The organism is Phytomonospora endophytica (genome assembly GCF_014202425.1).
Lineage (GTDB): Bacteria > Actinomycetota > Actinomycetes > Mycobacteriales > Micromonosporaceae > Phytomonospora > Phytomonospora endophytica.
In genome coordinates this window covers 472,244-493,012 of sequence record NZ_JACHGT010000002.1, presented here as the reverse complement: position 1 = coordinate 493,012, position 20,769 = coordinate 472,244, and the positions used below count along the sequence as shown (strand labels likewise).

The window sequence follows — 20,769 nt, the reverse complement described above, 5'->3', positions numbered from 1 at the left end:
GGCGTTCAGCCCGCGATCGCGGCGGTGTACCGGGCGGTGACGTCCTGCCAGTTCACCACGTCCCACATCGCCTTGACGAAGTCCGGGCGCACATTCTTGTACTGCAGGTAGTACGCGTGCTCCCACGCGTCGAAGGCCAGCAGCGGCACGGATCCCTGGGCCACATTGCCATGGTGGTCGTAGACCTGCTCCACGATCAACCGCTTCGACAGCGGTTCATAGGAGAGCACACCCCAACCCGAGCCCTGCACGAGCGTCGTGGCCGCCGACAGCTGGCCGTGGAAGGCCTCGAAGGACCCGAAGTGCTCGCCGATCGCTTCGGCGAGCACGCCTTCGGGCCGGTCGCCGCCTTCGGGGCTCATGTTCTGCCAGTACAGCGAGTGCAGCACATGTCCGGAGAGGTTGAAGGCCAAGGTCTTCTCCAGGCCGACGATGGCCGAGAAGTCGCCCTTGTCGCGGGCTTCGGCGATGCGTTCCTGGGTGTCGTTGGCGCCTTTGACGTAGGCGGCGTGGTGCTTGTCGTGGTGCAGTTCGAGGATGTGGCCGTTGATGTGGGGTTCGAGCGCGGCGTAGTCGTAGGGCAGGTCGGGGAGGGTGTAGATCTCCATCGATGGGCTCCTCAGTGGTCGGACGCTCTTGCAACACCGTACCTATTGCAAGTTACTGGCAATAAGCGGCGCCGACTCGCTAAGGGTCCCCTCTGTCCCGGTGATGTCGCCTACAGCGTGTCGATGCCGAACAGCGCCCGGCGCATCTTGCCCACGGCGCTCTCCATGTCGATGAGCGTCCGGATCGTCAGCACGATGTCGTCGGTGACGCCGAGGCGCCTCGCCGCGCGGGTCACCTTGCGCTGGGCGGGAATGTCGAACGAACCGTCCACAGTGCACATCTGGATCGCGTGATAGATCAGGTGCGGCGCCGGCGACCAGGTCGGCACGTCGGTGACGATGTCCTTCACGAGCGTCTCCAGATCGGCGTCCCGGTGGTCGTAGTCGAGGTAGGCGTCGAGAACGTCGTCGGGCGCGCCGAAGCGGCGCTGATGGCGGATCAGCCAGTCGCGCTGGGTGGGCGACACCTCGCCCTCCTCTCCGGCGATGGCGAGCAGCACGAAGCCGTAGTGGAGCATCGCGGTGGCGGTCGCCGCCGCGATCCCGTATTCGCTGCGCGAGAAGTCGCTGACGGCGAGCATGACTTCGCCTTGCATGGTTCCTCCTGCTGAGGCCGTTTCTCCGTACACAAGAGACCACTCTGCGTTATGGACACCGCCATCGGCCACTCCCACGACGAAAACAGGTCTTTGGTCCCGCCCGGCCGCGGTTATGGTGTCGCGATGCAGGAGCGACCGAAAGGTCTCGACGAAGCCGACCTCGCCGCCGTCCTCGGCGAACACTGGGCGGCGCGGGACGACCTGACCTACGCGCCGGTCGGATTCGGCGGCTACCACTGGACGACGGCCCGGCACTTCGTCACCGTCACCGACCTCGAACACACCGACACCGCGACCCTGACCGCCGCGATGGACACCGCCCTCGCCTTGGCCGGCCTCGACTTCGTCGTCGCGCCCCTGCCGGCGAAAGACGGCCGGAGCGTCGTCCCGCTTGGCGAACGCTGGGCCGTGACGCTCTTCCCGCTCGTCGCGGGCGAGCCCGGTTCCTTCTTCGACGTCCCGAGCCCGCGGCAGCGCGCCGACATGGCCGCCGTCCTCGCCCGGCTCCATCGCGCCGCTCCGCCCGCACCGCCCCGGCACGATCCCGCGCTCGCCGCCCGCGTCCATCTCGACGAGGCACTGACCGCGCTGGAGACGCCCTGGGGCAGCGGCCCCTACGGTGACCGCACCCGGAAGCTCCTGAGGGAGCGGGAGAGTGGCGTGCGGGCCGCGCTCGCCCGCTTCGATACCGTCGCCGCGCGCATCGCCGCGATGAGCGATGCCGAACTCGTCGTGACGCACGGCGAACCCCATCGCGGCAACGTTCTGGCCGACGGCGAGCGCCTGCTGCTGATCGACTGGGACACCGTCCGGCTGGCGCCGCCGGAGCGGGACCTGTGGATGGGGCTCGGTGACGACGGGCCGGCGCGTGAGCTCTACGCGCGCGTGACCGGGCACGAGGTCTCGGCGGAGCTGATGGCGTTCTACGAGCTGCGGTGGGCGCTGGACGACGTCTCCATCTACGTGCGGGACTTCCGCGCGGGGCACGGCGAGTCGGCCGATTCCGGGCAGGCCTGGACGGGTCTGGACGGGTCGGTCCGCTGGCTCGCGCGCGACGAGAGCTGAGTTCGTCTCGCATCTCCGGCCCAGGCGCGTGTGGCATTCGCGTGCTTTGACTGATTTGCAAAAAATGTCCGAACAGTCCGTATCCAAACTCCATCGGCCTCGTTTTTCCAGACAGTCAGGTATTTGGATCTGTCGGCGTCGTCAACACGAGGTGGGCATGCGGTTCATCGGTCTCGGCACACGCGGCTCCCGCCGCGTGCCCGTCGGCCGTTCGCGCGCCCACCTGCTCGGGCTCGGCCTGGGCGCGCTCGTCCTCGGCGCCCTCATCGGCGTCGGATGGGCGCTCGCCGACACGGGGTCCCGTGCCGAAGCGGCCGAGACGGGGGAACCCTCGCTCGATCTCACATCCGCGGTTCTGCTCGACGAGGTCACCAGCGTGGTGGAGCCCGTCGTCGAGGAGACGGCCGACCGGGTCGACCCGGTCGTCGAGGAACTGCTCGGCACGCTCGGGTGCGGCGAACCCGTCCGCGCGTGCGCCGAGGAGTCCCCCACCGCGGTGGTGCGGACCACGACGGACCTCGTCGGTGAGCTCGTGACACACGCGGCCGGGACACCGGCCGCGGTCACCGCCACGGAGACCTCGGTGCGACCCGCCCGGGGCGTCCTCCAGAACCTGACCGGCGTGCTCGCCTCCTTGACGGGCGCGCCGGATGCGGCCTCGACGGGCGGTTCCGCCGACGTGGCGGCCCCGGCCGAGCGAGCCGGGACGGCCGACACGAGCCTTCCTCGAACGGCCGCCCGCCCGCCGGACACCGGAACGACCGGGGCGAAGTCCCCGAGCGTGCGTCCGGCCTTCGACGGGCAGCCGCATCCCACGGCGACCACCGGTAAGGCGGGACACCACCCGCCCGGCGGTCCCGTCGCTCCGCTCACCCCGTGCCCCGATGCGGGCACCTCGGGTGGCGCGAGCGTCGTCCGCTGCCCCGGCGGCGGTCAGCACGGTGACGGAGCCGTCCTGCCTTCAGCAGAGGCATGGTTCGGCTCCGCGCAGTCGGACGCCCTACTCGCCGCGGGGGCGCACGCGCCCCCGGCCGAGCGGGCCTCCGAGCACACGGTCGCTCCCGACTAGGGACGCCTTCCACGCGCGTTCGCGCGCGTTCATCCCGGCCTTCGGCCGGACCATCGGATCCGGGCACTCCGCCCTCCGGTGTCGTCTGAAAAACAATGGGGGAAAACGCATCATGCGCAAGCTCTTCACGACCGCGGCCGTCGCCGCCGGCATCGGCGCCTTCGCTCTGGCGGGCGTCGCCCAGGCGGGAAACTCCGGCGCCTACGCCGGTGACCTCTCGCTGGTCAACGTCGACGCGTCCAGCGCCGCGCACTGGCAGATCTGTGGTCAGAACGTCCTGACCCAGTCCTACGGCCAGGACTGCGACAACCGCGACCACATCGGCATGGGCCCGCAGTCGGGTGCCTTCGCCGGCCCGCTGTCGCTGGTGAACCTCGACGCCTCCGACGCCGCGCACTGGCAGATCTGCGGCCAGAACGTCCTGGTCGCGCCGTCGCTCGACCAGCAGTGCCAGAACAGCGACCACAAGGGCCACTAGGCACGCCACACGGGCGGGCCCGCGGAAGGCCCGCCCGTGTCCACGACCTTTCTCGAACGATCCACAAAGGAGTCACGAATCATGCGCAAGTCCTTCGCCATCGCCGCGGTCGCCGCGGGCATCCTCAGCCTCGGCCTGAGCGGCGTCGCCCAGGCGGCGAACTCCGGCGCCTACGCCGGTGACCTCTCGCTGGTCAACGTCGACGCGTCCAGCGCCGCGCACTGGCAGATCTGCGGCCAGAACGTCCTGACCCAGTCCTACGGCCAGGACTGCGACAACCGCGACCACATCGGTGACGGCCCGCAGTCCGGCGCCTTCGCCGGCGCCCTGTCGCTGGTGAACCTCGACGCCTCCGACGCCGCCCACTGGCAGATCTGCGGCCAGAACGTGCTGACCGTGCCCTCGGCCGGCCAGCAGTGCCGCAACTACGACCACGTCGACGGCGACGCGCAGCACCCGAAGCACCACACGCACCACCAGCACGGCAAGTGACGAACCGGGGGCGGGGACGCACGTCCCCGCCCCCGGCCAACGAGAGGACGCGGAATGAAACGCGCCATCGTCACCGCGGCACTGGCCGCGGGCCTGCTCGGCCTCGCCGCACCGGCACAGGCCGACACCGTCTACTACGTGACCGCCCAGGGCGACCGCGTCGCGATCCCCGACGGCGGAATCCAGCTCGCCTACGTCGACGCCTCCGGCCTCGCGCACTGGCAGATCTGCGGGGTCAACGTCCTCGGCGACACCGTCGCCCAGGACTGCGACAACAGCACCGGCGCGACCCCGCCGGCAGGGCCCCGGTCCCCGATGTCGCTGGCCAACGTCGACCTCGGCGACGCCGCGCACTGGCAGATCTGCGGCGTGAACGTCCTCAACGACGGGCCGCCGGCGACCTGCGATTCGAGCACCGGCTGAAAGCGGACGGCGGGGCCGTGGCTGGTCCACGGCACCGCCGCCCGTGTCGTCCGATCGGATGAACGCCGCGTCGTCCCCGGCGACCACGCCGGGACCCGCCGGCGGCGGCAGGCTTGCCCCATGAACGCTCGACATTCGCGTCGCGGCCTGCTGACCGCGGCATTGGCCGTACCGTTGCTCGTGGCGTGCGGCGGGCCCGTGACGGCGCCCGCGCCTTCGGACGGCTCCTCGCCGCCGGACGCGCCGTCACCGTCGACGAAGGAGCCCGACCCCATGACCAACGCCGCCCTGCTCACCGCCGCCCGCGACGGCGACCTGAGCGCCGTCACGGCCGCCATCGCCGACGGCGCCGAACTGGAGACCCGCGACTCGCACGAGCGCACGCCACTGCTGCTCGCCGCTACGCAGGACCACGTCGACGTCGCCACCGCCCTCGTCGCGGCCGGAGCCGACGTCGACGCCCTCGACGACCGCCACGACACGCCGTGGCTCGTCACCGGCGTCACCGGCAGCGTGCGGATGATGCGCGCGCTCCTGCCCGCCGAACCCGACATGACGATCCGCAACCGCTTCGGCGGGATCGCGCTGATCCCCGCCTGCGAACGCGGGCACGTCGGCTACGTCCGCGAGGTGCTGACGACCGGCATCAAGGTCGACCACGTCAACGATCTCGGCTGGACCGGCCTGTTGGAGGCCATCGTCTACGGCGACGGCGGGAAGCCCTACCAGGAGATCGTCGAACTGCTCATCGACGCCGGAGCCGACGTCAACCTCGCCGACTCCAACGGGGTCACGCCCCTGGCCCACGCCCGCGAGCGCGGGCAGGACACGATCGCGGCGCTACTGCGTCAGGCGGGCGGGCGCTGAGCCCACAGGCTCGGCAGGGAGACGCCGAATTCGGCGAACATCCGCCGCAGCAGGGGAAGCGAGACGCCGACGACGTTGCCGTGGTCGCCTTCGATGCGCTCGACGAAGGGTGAGGCGTAGCCGTCGATGGTGAAGGCGCCCGCGACGTACAGCGGCTCGCCGGTGGCGACGTAGGCGGTGATCTCCTCGTCGGAGATCTTCGCGAAGTGGACGGCCGTCGAGGCGACTTCGAGCAGCCGCCGGCCGCTTGACGTGTCGATCAGGCAGTGCCCGGTGTGCAGCACGCCCGAGCGGCCGCGCATCGCGCGCCAGCGGGCGGTCGCCTCCTCGGCGTCATGGGGTTTCCCGCAGGGTTTCCCGTCGAGTTCCAGCAGCGAGTCGCAGCCGAGGACATAGGCCGGGCCCTCGATCCGCGCGGCGACGTCGACGGCCTTCAGGCGGGCGAGTTCGGCGGTCAGGGAGGCGACGTCGTCGGCGGTGACGCCGTCCTCGTCGACGCCCGAGACGATGACCTCGGGGGTGAGACCGGCGGCCGTCAGCAGCCCCAGGCGGGCCGGTGAGGCCGAGCCGAGGATGAAGCGGGCCGTCACCGGGGCAGTCCGCTCGAACGCCAGTCGCGGACCGCGCCCAGGCGCAGGCCCGGGTCGCTCCACGGAAGGGCCGGTGGTGGGGGCGCGGCGGTGCCCGCGTTCGCCTTCGCGGCGAGCACCACGTACAGCGCCGCCAGTTCCTCGGGCGTGACCTCGCCCCTCACCACCTGCATGTTCACTCCCTACCAGGGTTTCCCGTCGTGATCGAACTCGCGGTACACCCGGTCCCAGAACCCGTCGCGCACCCAGATGCGCGCCTCGGGCAGATCACGCAGCGAGTATCCCAGGGTCTTCTCGGCCTCGACGAGCAGCTCCTTGTCGATGACCGTCGGCAGCGTCGGGCCGGGCAGGAGATCCCGTATGTTGTCCTGCCCCCGGGTGAGGATCCATTTGTGGGCGACGTACTCGCCCGTCTCCTCGATCGCGGCCCGGTCGGCGGCTTCCTTGGTGGTCAGTCTCGGTTTGGCGCGTTCGAGGTTCTCCCACGCGTCGGCGGCGCTCATGGTGACCGCGACGGAGTGCCGCGCGCCGAACACCGAGGCCGGTGACGGCGGTCCGAGCGTCGGCTCGGGAAGCACCTCGCCGGGCTGCGGTGCCGCGGCGACCCGGGCCGCGCCGGCCGCCGCCGTGCCGATCTTGGTGAAGTGGGCGCGGCAGAAGTCGGCGGGCAGGATCTCGACGGTGTCGGCCTCCCAGACCAGGCGTTCGGCCTGGTTCGTGCCGTAGGGCGGTTCCACGCCCCAGAGGTGGACGCGCACGCCGTAGGCCTGCGCGATCTCGACGGCCGGGACCATGTCCTCGTCACCGGCGAGGAGGATCGCCTCGTTGATGGCGCGGTGGCGGGCGAGTTGTTCGAGGTCGGCGCGGATCATCGCGTCGACCCCTTTCTGCTGTCCACGCGAGTTGAGGTTGCCCAGTCGTACCTTCACGTAGTCCATTTGCGCGATGACGCGCTGGTCGACGGTGGGGACGCGGTCGCGCGCGGCGTCGAACCAGTAGACCCGCAGCAACTCACCGTCCATGAGGCGCTCGGCGGCGCGGGCAATTAAAGTCCCGATCAGTTTTTCGGCATCCACTTTGTATTCGCGACGGGATGTGGCCCCAAGCAGCACTTCGGCGGCGGCGGCGTACAGATATCCCACATCAATCAAGATCGAATAACGTCGACTGGCCTTACTTCCACAGTCATGGTCGAGTCGGGACATGAGCGGCTCCAATAGTGCGCAATGAGTGGCAATTGCCTCCTGCGGAAACGCTACCGGAGCAGGCGGTCGAGATGAGCCGCCGACACGGACGGGCTCGGGCGGGCGAAGCGCACCCGCACCACCAACCCGCCGTCCGGATCGGCCTGCGCGGACAGTTCGGCGCGGTGGGCGGCGGCGACGGCCCGCACGATCGCCAGGCCGAGCCCGTGGCCGTGGCGGGTGCCGGCGACGCGGCCGCCCGGGCGGTGGAAGGGCTCGAAGAGCCGGTCGACGGTGGCGGGGTCGACGTGCGGGCCGGTGTTGTCGACCTCGACGACCACCCCGCCGTCACGGTAGACGGCGACGGTCGCCTCACCGCCGTCGTGGTTGTAGGCGATCGCGTTGCGCAGCAGGTTCGCCAGCATCATGCGCAGCAGCTCGGAGTTTCCCGCGACCTCGCCGTCCTCGTCGGCGTCGACCTCCACGGTCACGCCCGCGGCGGCGGCCTCGGCGGCGAGGGAGGCGGCGGTCTCGGCCGCGAGGCGGCCGAGTGGGACCGGCGCGGGGTCGGGTTCGGCGTGTTCGGCGGCGGCGAGGTCGAGCAGGGCGGTCACCACCGCGATGTTGCGCTCGTTGGTCTCGGCCAGCATCGGTGCCAGCTCGTCGAACATGTCGGCGGTGGCGACCTGGAGGATCGCGCGGTTGGCCGCCAGCGGCGTCATGAGCTCGTGGGAGGCGTTGGCCGCGAAGCGCCGGTGAGCGTCGAAGGAGTTCTCCAGGCGGGCGAGCATCGCGTCGAAACCGTCGGCGAGCTGGGTGATCTCGTCGGGCGGCCCGGTGGCGTTGATGCGGTACCCGAGGTCGCCGTCGGCGGCCCGCACGGTGGCGCGCCCGACGGCGCGGATGGGCGCCAGCGAGCGGCGCGACACGATCCACCCGGCGGCCAGCCCCGCGGAGACGACGACGGCGAGCGCGGCGACCGAGGCGGTCAGGACCGTCGCCCACACGTCTTCCTTGCTGCGGATCTCGACGGTGCGGGCGTACCCGGCGTACTCGGGCGCGACCTCGCCGGTGGCGACGGGAGCGTCGGGCGTGGCCTTGACGGGTCCCCCGAGTTCGTAGGAGGGGATGAAGCGGATCGCGAGGTAGATGACGGCGACCATGAGGATCCCGGCGACGGTGAGGGTCACGCCGAAGCCGAGGAACAGGCGGGTGTGGATGGTGAGGCGGCGTTTCACGCGTCGGTGCCCAGCCGGTAGCCCGCGCCGACGGCGGTGTGGACGAGGGCGGGCCGGCCGAGTTTGCGGCGGAGGGTGTGCACGACGAGCCGGACGGCGTTGGTGAACGGGTCGGCGTGTTCGTCCCAGGCCTTCTCCAGGAGCCGTTCGGCGCTGACGACGCCGCCGTCGGCGCGCATGAGGAGTTCGAGGACGGCGAGTTCCTTCGGGGTGAGCCGGACTTCGCGTCCGCCGCGGGTGACGGACCGGCGGTGGGTGTCGAAGACGACGTCGGCGAAGGTCAGGACGGGCGCGTGCGCGACGGGCGGGCGGCGGTGGAGGGCGCGCAGGCGGGCGACGAGCTCGGGGAAGTCGAAGGGTTTGGCGAGGTAGTCGTCGGCGCCGAGGCCGAGCCCTTCGACCTTGTCGCCGAGCCGCCCCGCGGCGGTGAGCATGAGGATCCGGCAGGACGGGCGGATCGCGGCGGCGCGGCGGCACACCTCGTCGCCGTGGACCTCGGGGAGGTCGCGGTCGAGGACCATCGCGTCGTAGTCGTGCACGGCGAGGTTGTCCAGCGCGGCGGCGCCGTCACCGACGACGTCGACGGCGAACGCCTCCCGCCGCAGCCCGATCCGCAGCACGTGGGCCATGAACTCCTCGTCCTCGACGACCAGGACACGCATCGGCTCTCCCTTCACAGGCGGCCGATGGTAGCCGAAGTACCTGGTCAGAGGCTGTGCGTGAGCCGGGCCTGCGGGTATGTGAGCGGTGTATGAGCGCACGCCCCGGCGGGCGCCCGCGCGAACGCCCGCCATAACCCCGGCCGCCTAACGTCGGCGCCCGCACCTGATCACTCCTGCGGAAGTGGAGACGATGAATCTGTTCAAACGGGCCTGGTGGCACCTGCGCGTCAGGATCGGCCGGACGCTGCTGATGACGGGGTTGTTCCTGGTCATCTGCACGCTGTCGCTGTCGGGTTTCCTGATCCAGTCGGCGGCCGCGCGGGCCGCCGACGAGGCGAAGCGGCGGGTCGGCGCGGTCGCCACGATGGAACTCGACCTGAACGCGCTGCTGGCGAAGCAGGGGCGCGGCGACGAGGGCGGCGGACCGTCGGGCATGGCGATCGGGGCGGGCGGCGACCTGCACCGCGACCTCGCCGACCGGATCGGCGCCTCCCCGGTCGTCACCGGCTACAACTATCTCGCCGAGGGCGCCGCCGTGCCGACCGCGAGCGCCGCGTTCTATCGCGCCGTACCGCCCCCGGCCGACCTCGACCTGGGCTCGATCGCGGAGTTCTTCCCGGTCTTCGGGGTGCGGGACACCGGCCAGGAACCCGGGTTCCGCAACGGGACGCTGTCGCTGCTCTCCGGGTCGGGGATCGCGCCGGACAGCACGGGGAACCTGGCGCTCATCGAGGAGCGCTTCGCCGGGGCGAACGGGTTGTCCGTCGGCGACGTGTTCACGCTGTCGAGCGGGAAGTGGAACCCCGAGGCCGCGGACGTGATGGTCGAGTTCACCGTCACCGGGATCTACCGCGACGAGAAGAAGTCCGACCTGGAGCGCTACACCCCGCCCGGGTCCGACCCGGGCAACACGATCTACAGCACCGTCGAGGGTTCCTCGCGGCTACAGGGCAAGGACCCCGCCGACGGCGGCGGCGTCATCCGCCGGGCCACGTTCACGCTGGGAAACCCCGACGACCTGGACCGCCTCAAGGCCGACGCGGCCGCGGCGGGCGCCGACCTGGAGGTCTTCCCGCTCACCGTCAACGACAAGCAGTACCGGGCGCTGGTCGGGCCGATCGGCGAGACCGCCGGTTTCGCGACCGTCACGGTGTGGCTGGTGTCGGTCGCCGGGCTCGTCATCGTCGGACTCATCGCCGCTTCCTCCCTGCGTGAGCGGCGGCCCGAACTGGGCGTGCTCATGTCGCTCGGCGAGGGCAAGGGCCGCATCCTCGGGCAGCACGTCGTGGAGATAACCGCCTGCGCGCTCGTCGCGATAGCCCTCGCGGCCGGGGTGAGTCAGGTCCTGTCGAAGGCCGTCGGCGACGCCCTGCTGTCCGGTGAGGTCGCCAGCGCGTCGGCCGAAGCGCAGGCGGAGGGACCGAGCCTCAGCGACACCAGCGGTGGCGCGGGCGGGCCGGAGGCGCCGGAGGTCGCGCCCGTCGACCGTCTCGACATCCGCCTCGGTACCGGTGACCTGGTCAAGGTCGGTGCCGCCGGGATCGGTATCGCCCTGCTGGCGACGGTCGTCCCGGGCATCGGTGTCCTGCGGCTGCGGCCGCGCGAGATCCTCACGAAAGGCGAATGACGTGACGGCACCCGTCCTGCGGCTCACCGATGTGGTCCGCGTCTTCCCGAGCGGCAACAAGAAGCGCACCGTGCTCAAAGGGGTGACGTGCGACTTCGAGGAGGGCCGCGTGTACTCCGTCGTCGGCCCCTCCGGCAGCGGGAAGACGACGCTCCTCGCCCTCGCCGGAGGCCTCGACGCCCCCACGTCGGGCACGGTCTCCTTCCGCGGCCGCGACGTCGCCGACATCGGCCTGGCCGCCTACCGCAACAAGAACGTGGCGACGGTCTTCCAGTCCCTCAACCTCCTGGGCTACCTCACGGCGACGCAGAACATCACCTCGGCCATGGAGATCACGGGCGTCCGCGGTGTCTCGCACAAACGCCGCGCCGCCGAACTCCTCGACCTCCTCGGCATCGACGAAACGGACCGCCGCCGACGCCCGGCCCGCCTCTCGGGCGGACAACAGCAACGCGTCGCGATCGCCCGGGCCCTGGCGTGCGACGTGGACGTCCTCCTGGCGGACGAACCGACGGGCAGCCTGGACCAGGACACGGCGGGCGAGATCATCGAGACGTTCCGCCGCCTGGCCCACGAGGAGGGGAAGTGCGTGGTGATCGTGACGCACTCGCCTCAGGTGGCGGCGGCGAGCGACGAGGTGCTGCATTTGAGGAGGGGGAAGCTGGGGAGGCGGTGAGGGGGGTGGGGGGTTGCGTGGTGGGAGGCCGTGCGGGTGGCCGGGCGGTGGCGTGATGGGTGGCCGGGCGGGTGCTTCGGTGTTGTGCGGACGCCTGCGCGAAACGTGAATGGCGCCAGGGGCCTCCCGGCCTCCGCCCTAAATCTGACCGTAGCGCCGGTCCAGGCGTGGGTGGCGAAGGTGAGCGCGGCTCGCTGTGGATGACCGGGCGGTTGTGGACAACCACCCGCGCGGCCCCCAACCCGCACGCCGAACACCCGCGCGACCACACCCCCCGGGGCCGAACGGCCCGCGCGGCCCTCACCCCTCGGGGTCGAACTCTGCTGCGTAAGGCGTGGTGGTCGCCAAAGCCGCCCCGCAACCCCCACCCACCAAACACTCGCCCCAGGCCAGCCCCCACCCGGTAAAGGCGGCGGAGACCCCCACCCCACCCAGCGGCAAGCGGCCCGAGCCCGGAGGCGAAGCCGCGCAGCGGCGCCAGCCGCATCGCGAGCGCAGCGAGCCAACCAGCGCAGAGCCACTACAACGGAATGTTCCCGTGCTTCTTCGGCGGCAACGTCTCCCTCTTCGTCCGCAGCGCCCGCAACCCGCGCACGATGTGCGCGCGTGTCGCCGACGGCTCGATCACCGCGTCCACGTATCCGCGTTCGGCGGCGAGGTAGGGGTTGGCGAGGGCGTCTTCGTATTCGGTGATGAGTTCGGCGCGGCGGGTGTCGACGTCGTCGGCTTCGGCGAGTTCGCGACGGTAGAGGATGTTGACGGCACCTTGGGCGCCCATGACCGCGATCTGGGCGGTGGGCCAGGCGAGGTTGAGGTCGGCGCCGAGGTGTTTCGACCCCATGACGTCGTAGGCGCCGCCGTAGGCCTTGCGGGTGATGACGGTGACCTTGGGGACGGTGGCCTCGGCGTAGGCGTAGATGAGTTTGGCGCCTCGCCGGATGATCCCGTTCCATTCCTGGTCGGTGCCGGGGAGGAAGCCGGGCACGTCGACGAAGGTGAGGACGGGGATGTTGAACGCGTCGCAGGTGCGCACGAAGCGCGCGGCCTTCTCGGAGGCGTTGATGTCGAGGCAGCCGGCGAAGTGCATGGGCTGGTTGGCGACGACGCCGACGGAGCGGCCGTCGACGCGGCCGAAGCCGACGATGATGTTCTGCGCGTAGAGGGGCTGGACTTCGCAGAACTCGCCGTCGTCGAGGACGGTCTCGATGACGGTGTGCATGTCGTAGGGCTGGTTGGCCGAGTCGGGGATGAGGACGTCGAGGGCGAGGTCCTCGCCGGAGCGTTCGAGGGACGTGCCGGCGTCGTAGACGGGGGCTTCGTCGAGGTTGTTGCTGGGCAGGAAGCTGAGGAGCTGTTTGACGTAGTCGACGGCGTCCTCCTCGTCGGCGGCGAGGTGGTGGGCGTTGCCGGAGGTGGCGTTGTGGGTGCGGGCGCCGCCGAGTTCCTCCATGCCGACGTCTTCACCGGTGACGGTCTTGATGACGTCGGGTCCGGTGATGAACATGTGTGAGGTCTGGTCGACCATGACGGTGAAGTCGGTGACGGCGGGGGAGTAGACGGCTCCGCCCGCGCAGGGCCCCATGATGAGCGAGATCTGGGGGATGACGCCGGAGGCGCGGACGTTGCGGAAGAAGATCTCGCCGTAGAGCCCGAGGGAGACGACGCCTTCCTGGATGCGGGCGCCGCCGGAGTCGTTGATGCCGATGATGGGCCGGCCGGTCTTGACGGCGAGGTCCATGACCTTGACGATCTTCTCGCCGAAGACCTGTCCGAGGGAGCCGCCGAAGACGGTGAAGTCCTGCGCGAACACGCACACCTGGCGTCCGTCGATGGTGCCGTAGCCGGTGACGACGCCGTCCCCGTAGGGCCGGTTGGCCTCCATGCCGAAGGTCGTCGACCGGTGCCGCGCGAGTTCGTCGAGTTCGACGAAGGAGCCTTCGTCGAGGAGCAGCGCGATGCGCTCGCGGGCGGTCTTCTTGCCGCGCGCGTGCTGCTTCTCGACCGCGCGGGAACTGCCGGCGTGCGTGGCCGCGTCGAGGCGTGCGCGCAGGTCGGCGAGTTTGCCCGCGGTGGTGTGCGTGTCGATCTTCGGCTGCTCGGTCACGCACGCGATCGTACTGTCACCGACCGATGCCGTATGCGGCGAGTCGTGTCGGCAGGGGGCGCGCGGGCTCACCGAAACGCATGGGGGAGCGGCGCTCGCCGAGCCCGCGACCGAACCCCCGGGGGGTGTTCCCGCACCCCTGGAACCGCCAGGTGGTGAGATGGACCCATGCCGACACCCGGACGCGAACCCCTCGACGAGCCCGCCCTGCGCGCCGCCGTCCTCAACGGCGGCCTGTGGACCGGCCTGCGCGTCCTCGCCGTGACCGGCTCCACCAACGCCGACCTCGCCGAACTCGCCCGCCAGGGCGCCCCCGAGGGCGAGGTCCTCACCGCCGACCGGCAGGACGCCGGCCGTGGGCGCCTCGGCCGGGGCTGGACGTCGCCGTCGGGCGCGGGCGTCGCCGTCAGCGTCCTCCTGCGCCCGACCGTCCCCGCCTCCCGCTTCGGCTGGCTGCCGCTGCTGGCGGGCGTCGCCCTCGCCGACACCGTCCGTGAGGTGGCCGGGGCCGAGGCGCGGCTGAAGTGGCCCAACGACCTGCTCGCCGGCCCCGAGGCGCGCAAGAGCGCCGGGATCCTCGCCGAGCTCGTCCCCGGCAGCGGCAACGGGGGCACGCCCGCCGTCGTCCTCGGCATCGGGCTCAACGTGACACTGACCGTCGAGGAGCTCCCGCGCCCCGACGCGACATCGCTGGCCCTCGCCGGCGCGCGCACACTCGACCGCACACGCCTGCTCGCCGGGCTCCTCGACCGCCTCGACCGCCGTTACCGCGCCTGGACCTACGTCGGCGGCGACCCGGAGGCCTCCGGACTCGCCCCCGACTACCGTGCCGCCTGCGCCACGCTGGGTGCCGAAGTGCGCGCTGAGCTGCCCGACGGGGGCGCTCTCGTGGGCCGCGCGGAGACCGTCGACGACGACGGCCGCCTCGTCATCGCCCACGACGGGGGCCGGACCGCGGTCGCCGCGGCCGACGTCGTGCACCTTCGCCCCACAGTGGACAGGTAACGACTGTGTCTCAGGTGCAACGATTACCACTGGATTTTCGTGATCCCTTTTGGAATGTTCCTAGACGTGAGTTGCGACCCCGGCGGGTAGTACGGTTGGCTCGCGGGCATACGGGGAGGTGCCGTGGCCGAAGAACAGAACGGCGGGCATTCGTTGCACACCATCGGATTGGCCGCCGAGGAGGAGCGCGCCTACCGCGCCCTGATGAATCTGGCGCGCACCGACGCCGCGACGCTGGCCGCCGCCCTCGACCTCGACGTCGCCGAGAGCGCCGCCCTCCTCATCGCCCTCACCGAGCGCGGCCTGGCCCGCATGCACGCCGACGACCTCTTCACCGCCGTGCCCCCGGACACCGCCCTCGGCGGGCTCCTCGCCGACCGTTTCGAAGCGCTTCGACACGGTTACGACGCCCTTCACGGTCTCGTCAGCGCCTACCGCGACGCCCAGCGCCGCCACGGCGGCGACGAGGCCGAGACGATCTCCGGCGAGGCGGCCCTGCGCTCCCGCATCGACCAGATGCAGCGCCGCGCCACCCGTCAGATGCGCGCCTTCGTCCGGACCCCGCGCATGACCGCGCGCTCCGACCTCACCATCCACGACGAGGCGCTCGGCCGGGGCGTGCGCTACCGGATGGTCTACGAGAAGGCCATGCTCGACCTGCACGGTCAGGTCGACCGCATCCGCGAGCTCACCGCCCGCGGTGAGGAGGTCCGGTTCGCGGCCGCCGTCCCCCTCAAGATCATCATCGCCGACGACGAGGCCGCGATCATCGCCGAGCCCGGCACGCAGCCCGTCGCGCTGGCCACCGAGCATCCGGCCCTCGTCGCGCTGGCCGCGGCCCTGTTCGAGCAGGTCTGGACCGACGCGGTCCCCGCGCCCCAGTCCGACGAGGACGCGCCGTTCAGCTCCGAGGAGGACCGGATGCTGCTGTCCCTGCTGCTGGCCGGACTCACCGACCAGACGATCGCCGCGCGGCTCGGCGTGGGCCTGCGCACGGTGCAGCGGCGGGTCCGTGACCTGATGGACGTCGCCGGCGTCGACACACGCATCCAGCTCGGCTGGCAGGCGGCCCGGAGGGGCTGGGTCTGACCCGGTTCGGCCCCATCCGGCCGACCCCGCGCGGTTCGGCTTGAGGGGCTGGTTTCGGCACGGTACGTTGCCAAGCATGGGCTTCCCGAACAACCTGCTCCAAGACGACGAGGAACTGATCCTCCACACGCATCCGCACTGGAAAGAACTGTTCATGCCGATCGTGTGGTTCGTGCTGATCGCGGCGTTCGGGACGGTGGGGATGCTCGCGTTGCCCGACTCCTGGGGCTCGATCGCGCAGGCCGTCGGCTGGGCCGTCATCGCCGTGCTCATGGTGTGGCTGGTCGTCGCGCCCTACGTGCGCTGGGCCACGACCCACTACGTCTTCACCACCCACCGCGTGCTCCTCCGCACCGGCGTCATCACCCGCAAAGGCCGCGACATCCCGCTGGCCCGCATCAACGACGTGTCCTTCGAGCAGGGCGTCATCGAACGCATGTTCCGCTTCGGGACGCTCGTGGTGGAGTCGGCGGGCGAGCGCGGCCAGCAGGTCCTGAAGGACATGCCGCAGGTCGAGAACGCGCAGTCGACGCTGTACCGCCTCGTCGAGGAGGACCACGACCGGCGCATGGGGGCCGGCGACGACGAGCCGCCGCTCGCCACGCAGCCGCCGCCACGGGTCTAGCCCGTCGGAACGGACGAGGTGGGCGCCGCCGGGTCACCGGTGGCGCCTTTCGTCATTCCGGGGTCTCCTCGCGCATCGCGAACCAGCCGCGGAAGCGGGTGCGCAGCACCTGGCGGCCGGTGGCGGTGTTGGTGAGCGTCCCGGCGAGGGTGAGGGTGCCGAGTCCCGGCCTGGCCTCGGAGGGGCGGCGGTCGAGGATCTCGACCTGCCCGGCGAGGTGGTCGCCGGCGTAGACGGGTGCGGGCCAGCGCAGTTCCTCCACGCCCGGGGAGGCGTCGGCGGCGGCGTGCACGAGGACGTTGTCGACGTAGGCGCGCATGAACACCGAGGCGGTGAACCAGCCGCTGGCGGTGACCGCGCCGAAGGGGCCTTTCGCGGACAGTTCGGGGTCGAGGTGGTACCACTGCGGGTCGAAGCGTTCGGCGAAGGCGAGCATGTCGGTCTCGGTGACCTCGACGACGCCGAGGTCGAAGACGCGGCCGGGGTGGAGGTCCTCGTAGAACCAGAGCGGTTCGCTACCCGACAGTGGCGGCATGCCGGGCCGTCACCGCAGGCGCTGGGAGGTCGTGGTGTCGGTCTCGTCGAGTGCGTCGGCGGCGAGTATCTCGGCGAAGGCGTCGTCGACGGCCTCGGCGGCCTCGGGGGTGACCGGTCCGCCGGGGGCGACCATGGCCGCGCCGGCCGGGGCGGGCGAGACGGGTGCGGGGTCCTCGGCGGTGGTGACGGCGGGCCCGTTCTTGGTGGCGCCGAACACGAAGGTGCGGTAGGCCCAGAAGCGGAAGATGGTGCCGATGCCGAGCGCGCCGAGCTTGAAGATGTTGTAGGCGAGCACGTCGCGCTTGGGGTCGAAGCCGAGTCCGTAGGTGGCCAGGCCCATGAAACCGGCGTCGATGAGCATGCCGACGCCGTTGAAGAAGGCGAAGAGCACGTATTCGCGGCGCAGGGCCTTCTTCGGCAGATGGCGGTAAGTCCAGTGCCGGTTGAGGAAGTAGGAGGCCGTGGTCGCGACCACCGTCGAGATGACGGTCGCCTTGATGGCGCCGATCCCGAGGAATGCGTTGAACACCACGAAGGTGATGACGGTGTTGACGCCGCCGATCAAACCGAATTTGGCGATCTCCTCGGCCAGAGATCGCCACTTTGGGGGCAGCTTTTCAAGCAAACGCACCCGGCCACGGTACGCGCCTTCGCTGATGAGTTGCTGACAAGCGCTCACATGAGCGAGGGAACTCACCAGTTCATGGCGTAATCGGGTCTCTTTCGGTGACATGACCGACGCGCAAGCGATGCGCGACCGTGACGCGCGACGCCGGTCACAGGTCGCGGAAAACCCAGCGGCGATAGGCGTGGAAGCGAAAGAGGGTGCCGAGTCCGACGCCGACGACGTTCGCGGCGATGTTGGCGGCGAGGGGCCCGCCGAACACGCCTGGCCATTCCCCGGCGAGGAGGCGGTTGACGCCGAGGCAGCCCAGCGCGATGCCGAGCCCGATGGCGTTGAACAGGAAATACAGCGCGTATTCGCGGTGCAGGCCGGAGCGGGCCCGGTGCCGCCAGGTCCAGAAGCGGTTGCCGGCGAAGGCCAGTGTGGCCGCGATCGCCGTGGAGAGGCATTTGGCGGCCAGGTCGGGCCAGTGCAGGGCGAGCATCCCGACGTTGAACAGCCCGACGTCGACGGCGTAGGCGAGCACGCCGACGGTGCCGAACTTGCCGAACTCGGCGGCCAGCGCGCGCAGGCGCTTGCGCGTGCCGCCGGTCGTCACGCCGCCGTCGCCAATACGCCGATGTCGAGCGGGTCCCAGCCCGTCGAGACCGTGAGCGTCTCGTTGGATGGCGAGGTGTTCACCTTGTAGGTCGTGGCGTCGACGCCGAAGGTGTGGTCCTCGCCGGAGCCGTTGGCGTGGCTGGCGCCGAGGTTGCCGCCGTCGCCGACGGTCGCCGAACCGAGTTTGGCGCAGTCGCCGCCGAGGGTGCGGTCGCCGTCCCAGAGGACGAAGCCGACGGTGACCGGACCGGAGTGCTCGATCTGGAGGTCGAGGGTGTGGTCGTGGCGCGGCTGGGCGAGGCCCTCGTAGACGCCGACCTCGTTGTCGGGGCCGGTGTCGTAGGCGACGACGAGGCTCCACCCGGCGTACTTGGTGATGCCCGAGGGGAGCAGGTCGGCGTCGAGGGAGACCTTCCAGTTCCCCGCGCGGATCAGGTCGGTGACCTCGGCCATCGCCTGCGTCACGGCCCGTTCGGTGCCGCTGAAGACGCGGTCGGCGCTGAGTTTGCGGCTCCCACCGGGACCGCTGAGCTGCACGTGGCGGGGGACGCTGTCGCCCGAGGAGGTCCAGTAGAGACCCGCCCAGGTCACCGCGGCACCCGAGGGCAGGCTCAGTTTCGCCGAGCTGACCGCGACGTCGGGGTCGGAGCCGACGTAGGGCGCCATCCGCCGCGTGTGGTTGTCCAGCAGCGGGCCTTCGAGGCAGTGCGGCTGCTTCTTGCAGGTCATCAGGGTGTCGCCGGCGATGGCGATCCCGGTGGCCTTCGTGCTCGCGTAGGCCGTCGACATGCCCTTCGGCGCGATGGCGATGCGCAGCCGCGCCTCGCCCTGCCGGTCGGTGGTGTCGACGGTGACCTTCACGCTCTGGAAACCACTGACCTGCTTGGGGATGTCGAGCTTGAGCCGGGCGGTACTGCTCGTGCCCGGCTTGAGCCGCGCGCGTTTGCAGGTGATGTCGTTGGTCTTCGGCCCTTCGGGACCGTCCACGCAGGACCAGCCGTCGCCGGCGTCCTTCCCTTCGAGCTTCACGCCCTTGGGCACGGACGCGACGAGCACGACGTCGTCCGGTGCCGCCTTTCGTCCGGTGAGGACACCACCGCCCTCGCCTCCTTCGGTGCCGACGGAGGCCCGCTCGGGGGAGCGCACCGTGATCGGCAGTGTCCCGGCGTCCCCGGCGACGAGATCGCTGCCGATCTCCGGCGTGAAGATCGCGAAGTCCTTGGCCGGCTTGTCCGGCGGAGGCGGCGTCGCGCCCGGCTTCGACGGTGTCGGATCGGGCGTCGGCGGGTCGTTCGGCGGGGGCGGCGGCGGATCGGCGGGATCGTCCGGCGGGGGAGGTGGATCCTCACCTGCCGGGACGTTCGCCGGCGGCGGATCGGCGACCGGCGGGGGAGGCGGCGACTCGTTGGCGATGAGGATCAGCGCGACGACGGCCGCGACGACCGCGACACCGCCGCCGACGGCCGCGCCCTTCCCGCCCATCTGCTGCGCGACCTGCCGGACCTTGTTGCCCGCCTTGAGGACCCACAGCCAGTAGGCCTTGACGAGTGTGCCCAGACCCGCGCCCGCCGCCACTGCCTTCACACCGACGCCCAGGTACGGCACCGCGGCCGTGCCCAGGACGATGAAGGCGATCTCCTTCGGGATGGAACGGTTGAGTTCGCCCAGTTCGATGAACAGCAGCTTGCAGTGCGCGCAGTCCTCCAGGTGCGTGTCGACCTTCTGCGAGTCGCGCGGTGACAGGCCGGCGCGCACGCGCGCGCCGAGGCGGTCGGCGGTCCACTGGCAGTCGGCGTCGGAGGTGTCGGCGGCGTGCTCCTGGAGGAAGGCCTGCCGCAGCCGCTCGCGCGCCCGGTAGGCCAGCGCGGACACGCCGTTGGGGCTCAGCCCGAGCAGGACCGCGACGTCCTTCGGGGACTCCTTCTCCACCTCGGTGTGCCACAGCACGACCTGCCATCGCTCCGGAAGGCGCTTGAAGGCGCGCGCGGCGTAGCGGCGCTCCATGCCGGCCACCGCCGGGTCCTCGAAGGTCTCGCCGCGGTCGTGGCGGGTCATGTCGTCGGTGAACTCGATCTTCTTGTCCCGCTTGGTGCGGTCGTAGAAGGTGTGCCGCAGCGTCGTCAGCAGATAGGCGCGGAAGGCCAGGTCCGGACCGCGCCCGTTGCGCATGGTGGTCAGGACCTTGGCGAAGGTCTCCGAGACGAGGTCGTCGGCCTCGGCGCCGTCCCGGGCGAGGATGCGGGCCAGGCGGTTCGCCGCTCCGACGTGCCGCGCGTACAGCTCGCCGTACGCCGTGGTGTCACCGCCGCGGGTGGCGAGGATCAGGTCGGCGTCGCTGACGATGTTGTCGGCGTCGGTGGGCGGCTCTCCGCCGGGGTGCGGTGCGGTCGCCATCGGCGTGGAGTCTTTCGCTGGTCGGGCTTCGAGCATGTGACTGTCGGTCGTGCACCTGTCACCAGGCCATCACAGACTAGGGGACAATGCGGCCGTATGCGGGCTGGGACGCGCAATCTCGACAGTCGCTTAGGCGACTATCATCGACCGGTCGGTCCCTATTGGACAGATAAGTGGCCGAAACGTTATGTAATGAGGGGCGCACTCAGCGG

At 71.0% G+C, this 20,769-nt stretch carries 23 protein-coding genes; 11 read left to right on the top strand and 12 right to left on the bottom strand.

What is annotated here, in order from left to right; genetic code table 11:
- Nucleotides 1-5: 5 nt before the first annotated feature.
- Together HNR73_RS05575 and HNR73_RS05570 are read right to left on the bottom strand one after the other, a co-directional pair.
- Nucleotides 6-608, bottom strand: a complete 603-nt coding sequence (locus HNR73_RS05575) for a superoxide dismutase (protein WP_184786169.1) — start codon at nt 606-608, stop codon at nt 6-8.
- 110 nt (nt 609-718) lie between these two features.
- Nucleotides 719-1,204: a tellurite resistance TerB family protein gene (locus HNR73_RS05570; protein WP_184786168.1), complete on the bottom strand. Its 486-nt coding sequence runs from the start codon at nt 1,202-1,204 to the stop codon at nt 719-721.
- 126 nt (nt 1,205-1,330) lie between these two features.
- Between HNR73_RS05570 and HNR73_RS05565 the strand changes: the two genes are divergently transcribed.
- The 6 genes from HNR73_RS05565 to HNR73_RS05540 all read left to right on the top strand — a co-directional run bounded on the left by HNR73_RS05565 (nt 1,331) and on the right by HNR73_RS05540 (nt 5,601).
- Nucleotides 1,331-2,272, top strand: coding sequence for a phosphotransferase enzyme family protein (locus tag HNR73_RS05565; protein WP_184786167.1), 942 nt, complete (start codon nt 1,331-1,333; stop codon nt 2,270-2,272).
- 157 nt (nt 2,273-2,429) lie between these two features.
- Entirely contained in the window at nt 2,430-3,341 is a 912-nt protein-coding gene (locus HNR73_RS05560) for a hypothetical protein (protein WP_184786166.1), read from the top strand.
- A gap of 112 nt (nt 3,342-3,453) precedes the next feature.
- The gene (locus HNR73_RS05555; RefSeq protein WP_184786165.1) at nt 3,454-3,819 is read left to right on the top strand and encodes a hypothetical protein; all 366 of its coding nucleotides are present in this window, start codon (nt 3,454-3,456) and stop codon (nt 3,817-3,819) included.
- Nucleotides 3,820-3,900: 81 nt separating this feature from the next.
- Nucleotides 3,901-4,311, top strand: coding sequence for a hypothetical protein (locus HNR73_RS05550; protein WP_184786164.1), 411 nt, complete (start codon nt 3,901-3,903; stop codon nt 4,309-4,311).
- A gap of 54 nt (nt 4,312-4,365) precedes the next feature.
- A complete protein-coding gene (locus HNR73_RS05545; protein ID WP_184786163.1) occupies nt 4,366-4,734 on the top strand; it encodes a hypothetical protein in 369 nt (122 codons plus the stop codon).
- A gap of 120 nt (nt 4,735-4,854) precedes the next feature.
- A complete protein-coding gene (locus tag HNR73_RS05540) occupies nt 4,855-5,601 on the top strand; it encodes an ankyrin repeat domain-containing protein (RefSeq protein WP_239122035.1) in 747 nt (248 codons plus the stop codon).
- Here the strand turns inward: HNR73_RS05540 and HNR73_RS05535 are convergent.
- The 5 genes from HNR73_RS05535 to HNR73_RS05515 are packed head-to-tail and all read right to left on the bottom strand — an operon-like array spanning nt 5,583 to nt 9,275.
- Nucleotides 5,583-6,191, bottom strand: coding sequence for a Maf family protein (locus HNR73_RS05535; protein ID WP_184786162.1), 609 nt, complete (start codon nt 6,189-6,191; stop codon nt 5,583-5,585). The two genes, HNR73_RS05540 and HNR73_RS05535, sit on opposite strands and share 19 nt — an antisense overlap.
- Complete coding sequence (locus HNR73_RS05530; RefSeq protein ID WP_184786161.1) at nt 6,188-6,364, bottom strand: acyl-CoA carboxylase epsilon subunit; 177 nt, start codon at nt 6,362-6,364, stop codon at nt 6,188-6,190. Before HNR73_RS05530 ends, HNR73_RS05535 begins: the two co-directional genes overlap by 4 nt.
- Before the next feature lie 9 nt (nt 6,365-6,373).
- Entirely contained in the window at nt 6,374-7,396 is a 1,023-nt protein-coding gene (locus tag HNR73_RS05525) for an NYN domain-containing protein (protein WP_184786160.1), read from the bottom strand.
- Nucleotides 7,397-7,446: 50 nt separating this feature from the next.
- Nucleotides 7,447-8,613, bottom strand: a complete 1,167-nt coding sequence (locus HNR73_RS05520; RefSeq protein WP_203685976.1) for a sensor histidine kinase — start codon at nt 8,611-8,613, stop codon at nt 7,447-7,449.
- Nucleotides 8,610-9,275, bottom strand: a complete 666-nt coding sequence (locus HNR73_RS05515; protein WP_184786159.1) for a response regulator transcription factor — start codon at nt 9,273-9,275, stop codon at nt 8,610-8,612. Before HNR73_RS05515 ends, HNR73_RS05520 begins: the two co-directional genes overlap by 4 nt.
- Nucleotides 9,276-9,465: 190 nt before the next feature.
- Here HNR73_RS05515 and HNR73_RS05510 point away from each other — a divergent pair, with 190 nt between their 5' ends.
- Nucleotides 9,466-10,902, top strand: coding sequence for an ABC transporter permease (locus tag HNR73_RS05510; protein WP_184786158.1), 1,437 nt, complete (start codon nt 9,466-9,468; stop codon nt 10,900-10,902).
- Between the two features lies 1 nt (nt 10,903).
- Entirely contained in the window at nt 10,904-11,578 is a 675-nt protein-coding gene (locus tag HNR73_RS05505; protein WP_184786157.1) for an ABC transporter ATP-binding protein, read from the top strand.
- 520 nt (nt 11,579-12,098) lie between these two features.
- Here HNR73_RS05505 and HNR73_RS05500 read toward each other — a convergent pair.
- Nucleotides 12,099-13,682 (bottom strand): acyl-CoA carboxylase subunit beta, encoded by a 1,584-nt coding sequence (locus HNR73_RS05500; protein WP_184786156.1) that lies wholly within the window; start codon nt 13,680-13,682, stop codon nt 12,099-12,101.
- Nucleotides 13,683-13,850: 168 nt separating this feature from the next.
- Between HNR73_RS05500 and HNR73_RS05495 the strand changes: the two genes are divergently transcribed.
- The 3 genes from HNR73_RS05495 (at nt 13,851) to HNR73_RS05485 (ending at nt 16,401) form a co-directional block, all read left to right on the top strand.
- Nucleotides 13,851-14,687: a biotin--[acetyl-CoA-carboxylase] ligase gene (locus HNR73_RS05495; RefSeq protein ID WP_184786155.1), complete on the top strand. Its 837-nt coding sequence runs from the start codon at nt 13,851-13,853 to the stop codon at nt 14,685-14,687.
- Between the two features lie 123 nt (nt 14,688-14,810).
- Entirely contained in the window at nt 14,811-15,776 is a 966-nt protein-coding gene (locus tag HNR73_RS05490) for a helix-turn-helix domain-containing protein (RefSeq protein WP_184786154.1), read from the top strand.
- Nucleotides 15,777-15,852: 76 nt separating this feature from the next.
- Nucleotides 15,853-16,401 carry a PH domain-containing protein gene (locus tag HNR73_RS05485; protein ID WP_184786153.1) on the top strand — a complete coding sequence of 183 codons (549 nt, stop codon included), beginning with the start codon at nt 15,853-15,855 and terminating at the stop codon, nt 16,399-16,401.
- 52 nt (nt 16,402-16,453) lie between these two features.
- Here the strand turns inward: HNR73_RS05485 and HNR73_RS05480 are convergent, their stop codons facing one another.
- From HNR73_RS05480 to HNR73_RS05465, 4 genes are all read right to left on the bottom strand, one after another.
- The gene (locus HNR73_RS05480) at nt 16,454-16,936 is read right to left on the bottom strand and encodes a MaoC/PaaZ C-terminal domain-containing protein (RefSeq protein WP_184786152.1); all 483 of its coding nucleotides are present in this window, start codon (nt 16,934-16,936) and stop codon (nt 16,454-16,456) included.
- Between the two features lie 9 nt (nt 16,937-16,945).
- A complete protein-coding gene (locus HNR73_RS05475) occupies nt 16,946-17,569 on the bottom strand; it encodes a GtrA family protein (RefSeq protein WP_275414555.1) in 624 nt (207 codons plus the stop codon).
- A 145-nt stretch (nt 17,570-17,714) separates the two neighbouring features.
- On the bottom strand, nt 17,715-18,161 hold the full coding sequence (locus tag HNR73_RS05470) for a GtrA family protein (RefSeq protein ID WP_239122033.1): 447 nt from the start codon (nt 18,159-18,161) through the stop codon (nt 17,715-17,717).
- On the bottom strand, nt 18,158-20,557 hold the full coding sequence (locus tag HNR73_RS05465) for a sigma-70 family RNA polymerase sigma factor (RefSeq protein ID WP_184786150.1): 2,400 nt from the start codon (nt 20,555-20,557) through the stop codon (nt 18,158-18,160). The genes HNR73_RS05470 and HNR73_RS05465 overlap by 4 nt, the downstream gene beginning before the upstream one ends.
- Between the last annotated feature and the right edge of the window lie 212 nt (nt 20,558-20,769).

Excerpts from the sequence above, each read along its gene's own strand:
- HNR73_RS05575 (WP_184786169.1), bottom strand. The coding sequence starts at position 608 with ATGGAGATCTACACCCTCCCCGACCTGCCCTACGACTACGCCGCGCTC.
- HNR73_RS05570 (WP_184786168.1), bottom strand. The coding sequence starts at position 1,204 with ATGCAAGGCGAAGTCATGCTCGCCGTCAGCGACTTCTCGCGCAGCGAA.
- HNR73_RS05565 (WP_184786167.1), top strand. The coding sequence starts at position 1,331 with ATGCAGGAGCGACCGAAAGGTCTCGACGAAGCCGACCTCGCCGCCGTC.
- HNR73_RS05560 (WP_184786166.1), top strand. The coding sequence starts at position 2,430 with ATGCGGTTCATCGGTCTCGGCACACGCGGCTCCCGCCGCGTGCCCGTC.
- HNR73_RS05555 (WP_184786165.1), top strand. The coding sequence starts at position 3,454 with ATGCGCAAGCTCTTCACGACCGCGGCCGTCGCCGCCGGCATCGGCGCC.
- HNR73_RS05550 (WP_184786164.1), top strand. The coding sequence starts at position 3,901 with ATGCGCAAGTCCTTCGCCATCGCCGCGGTCGCCGCGGGCATCCTCAGC.
- HNR73_RS05545 (WP_184786163.1), top strand. The coding sequence starts at position 4,366 with ATGAAACGCGCCATCGTCACCGCGGCACTGGCCGCGGGCCTGCTCGGC.
- HNR73_RS05540 (WP_239122035.1), top strand. The coding sequence starts at position 4,855 with ATGAACGCTCGACATTCGCGTCGCGGCCTGCTGACCGCGGCATTGGCC.
- HNR73_RS05530 (WP_184786161.1), bottom strand. The coding sequence starts at position 6,364 with ATGCAGGTGGTGAGGGGCGAGGTCACGCCCGAGGAACTGGCGGCGCTG.
- HNR73_RS05525 (WP_184786160.1), bottom strand. The coding sequence starts at position 7,396 with ATGTCCCGACTCGACCATGACTGTGGAAGTAAGGCCAGTCGACGTTAT.
- HNR73_RS05515 (WP_184786159.1), bottom strand. The coding sequence starts at position 9,275 with ATGCGTGTCCTGGTCGTCGAGGACGAGGAGTTCATGGCCCACGTGCTG.
- HNR73_RS05510 (WP_184786158.1), top strand. The coding sequence starts at position 9,466 with ATGAATCTGTTCAAACGGGCCTGGTGGCACCTGCGCGTCAGGATCGGC.
- HNR73_RS05495 (WP_184786155.1), top strand. The coding sequence starts at position 13,851 with ATGCCGACACCCGGACGCGAACCCCTCGACGAGCCCGCCCTGCGCGCC.
- HNR73_RS05485 (WP_184786153.1), top strand. The coding sequence starts at position 15,853 with ATGGGCTTCCCGAACAACCTGCTCCAAGACGACGAGGAACTGATCCTC.
- HNR73_RS05480 (WP_184786152.1), bottom strand. The coding sequence starts at position 16,936 with ATGCCGCCACTGTCGGGTAGCGAACCGCTCTGGTTCTACGAGGACCTC.
- HNR73_RS05465 (WP_184786150.1), bottom strand. The coding sequence starts at position 20,557 with ATGGCGACCGCACCGCACCCCGGCGGAGAGCCGCCCACCGACGCCGAC.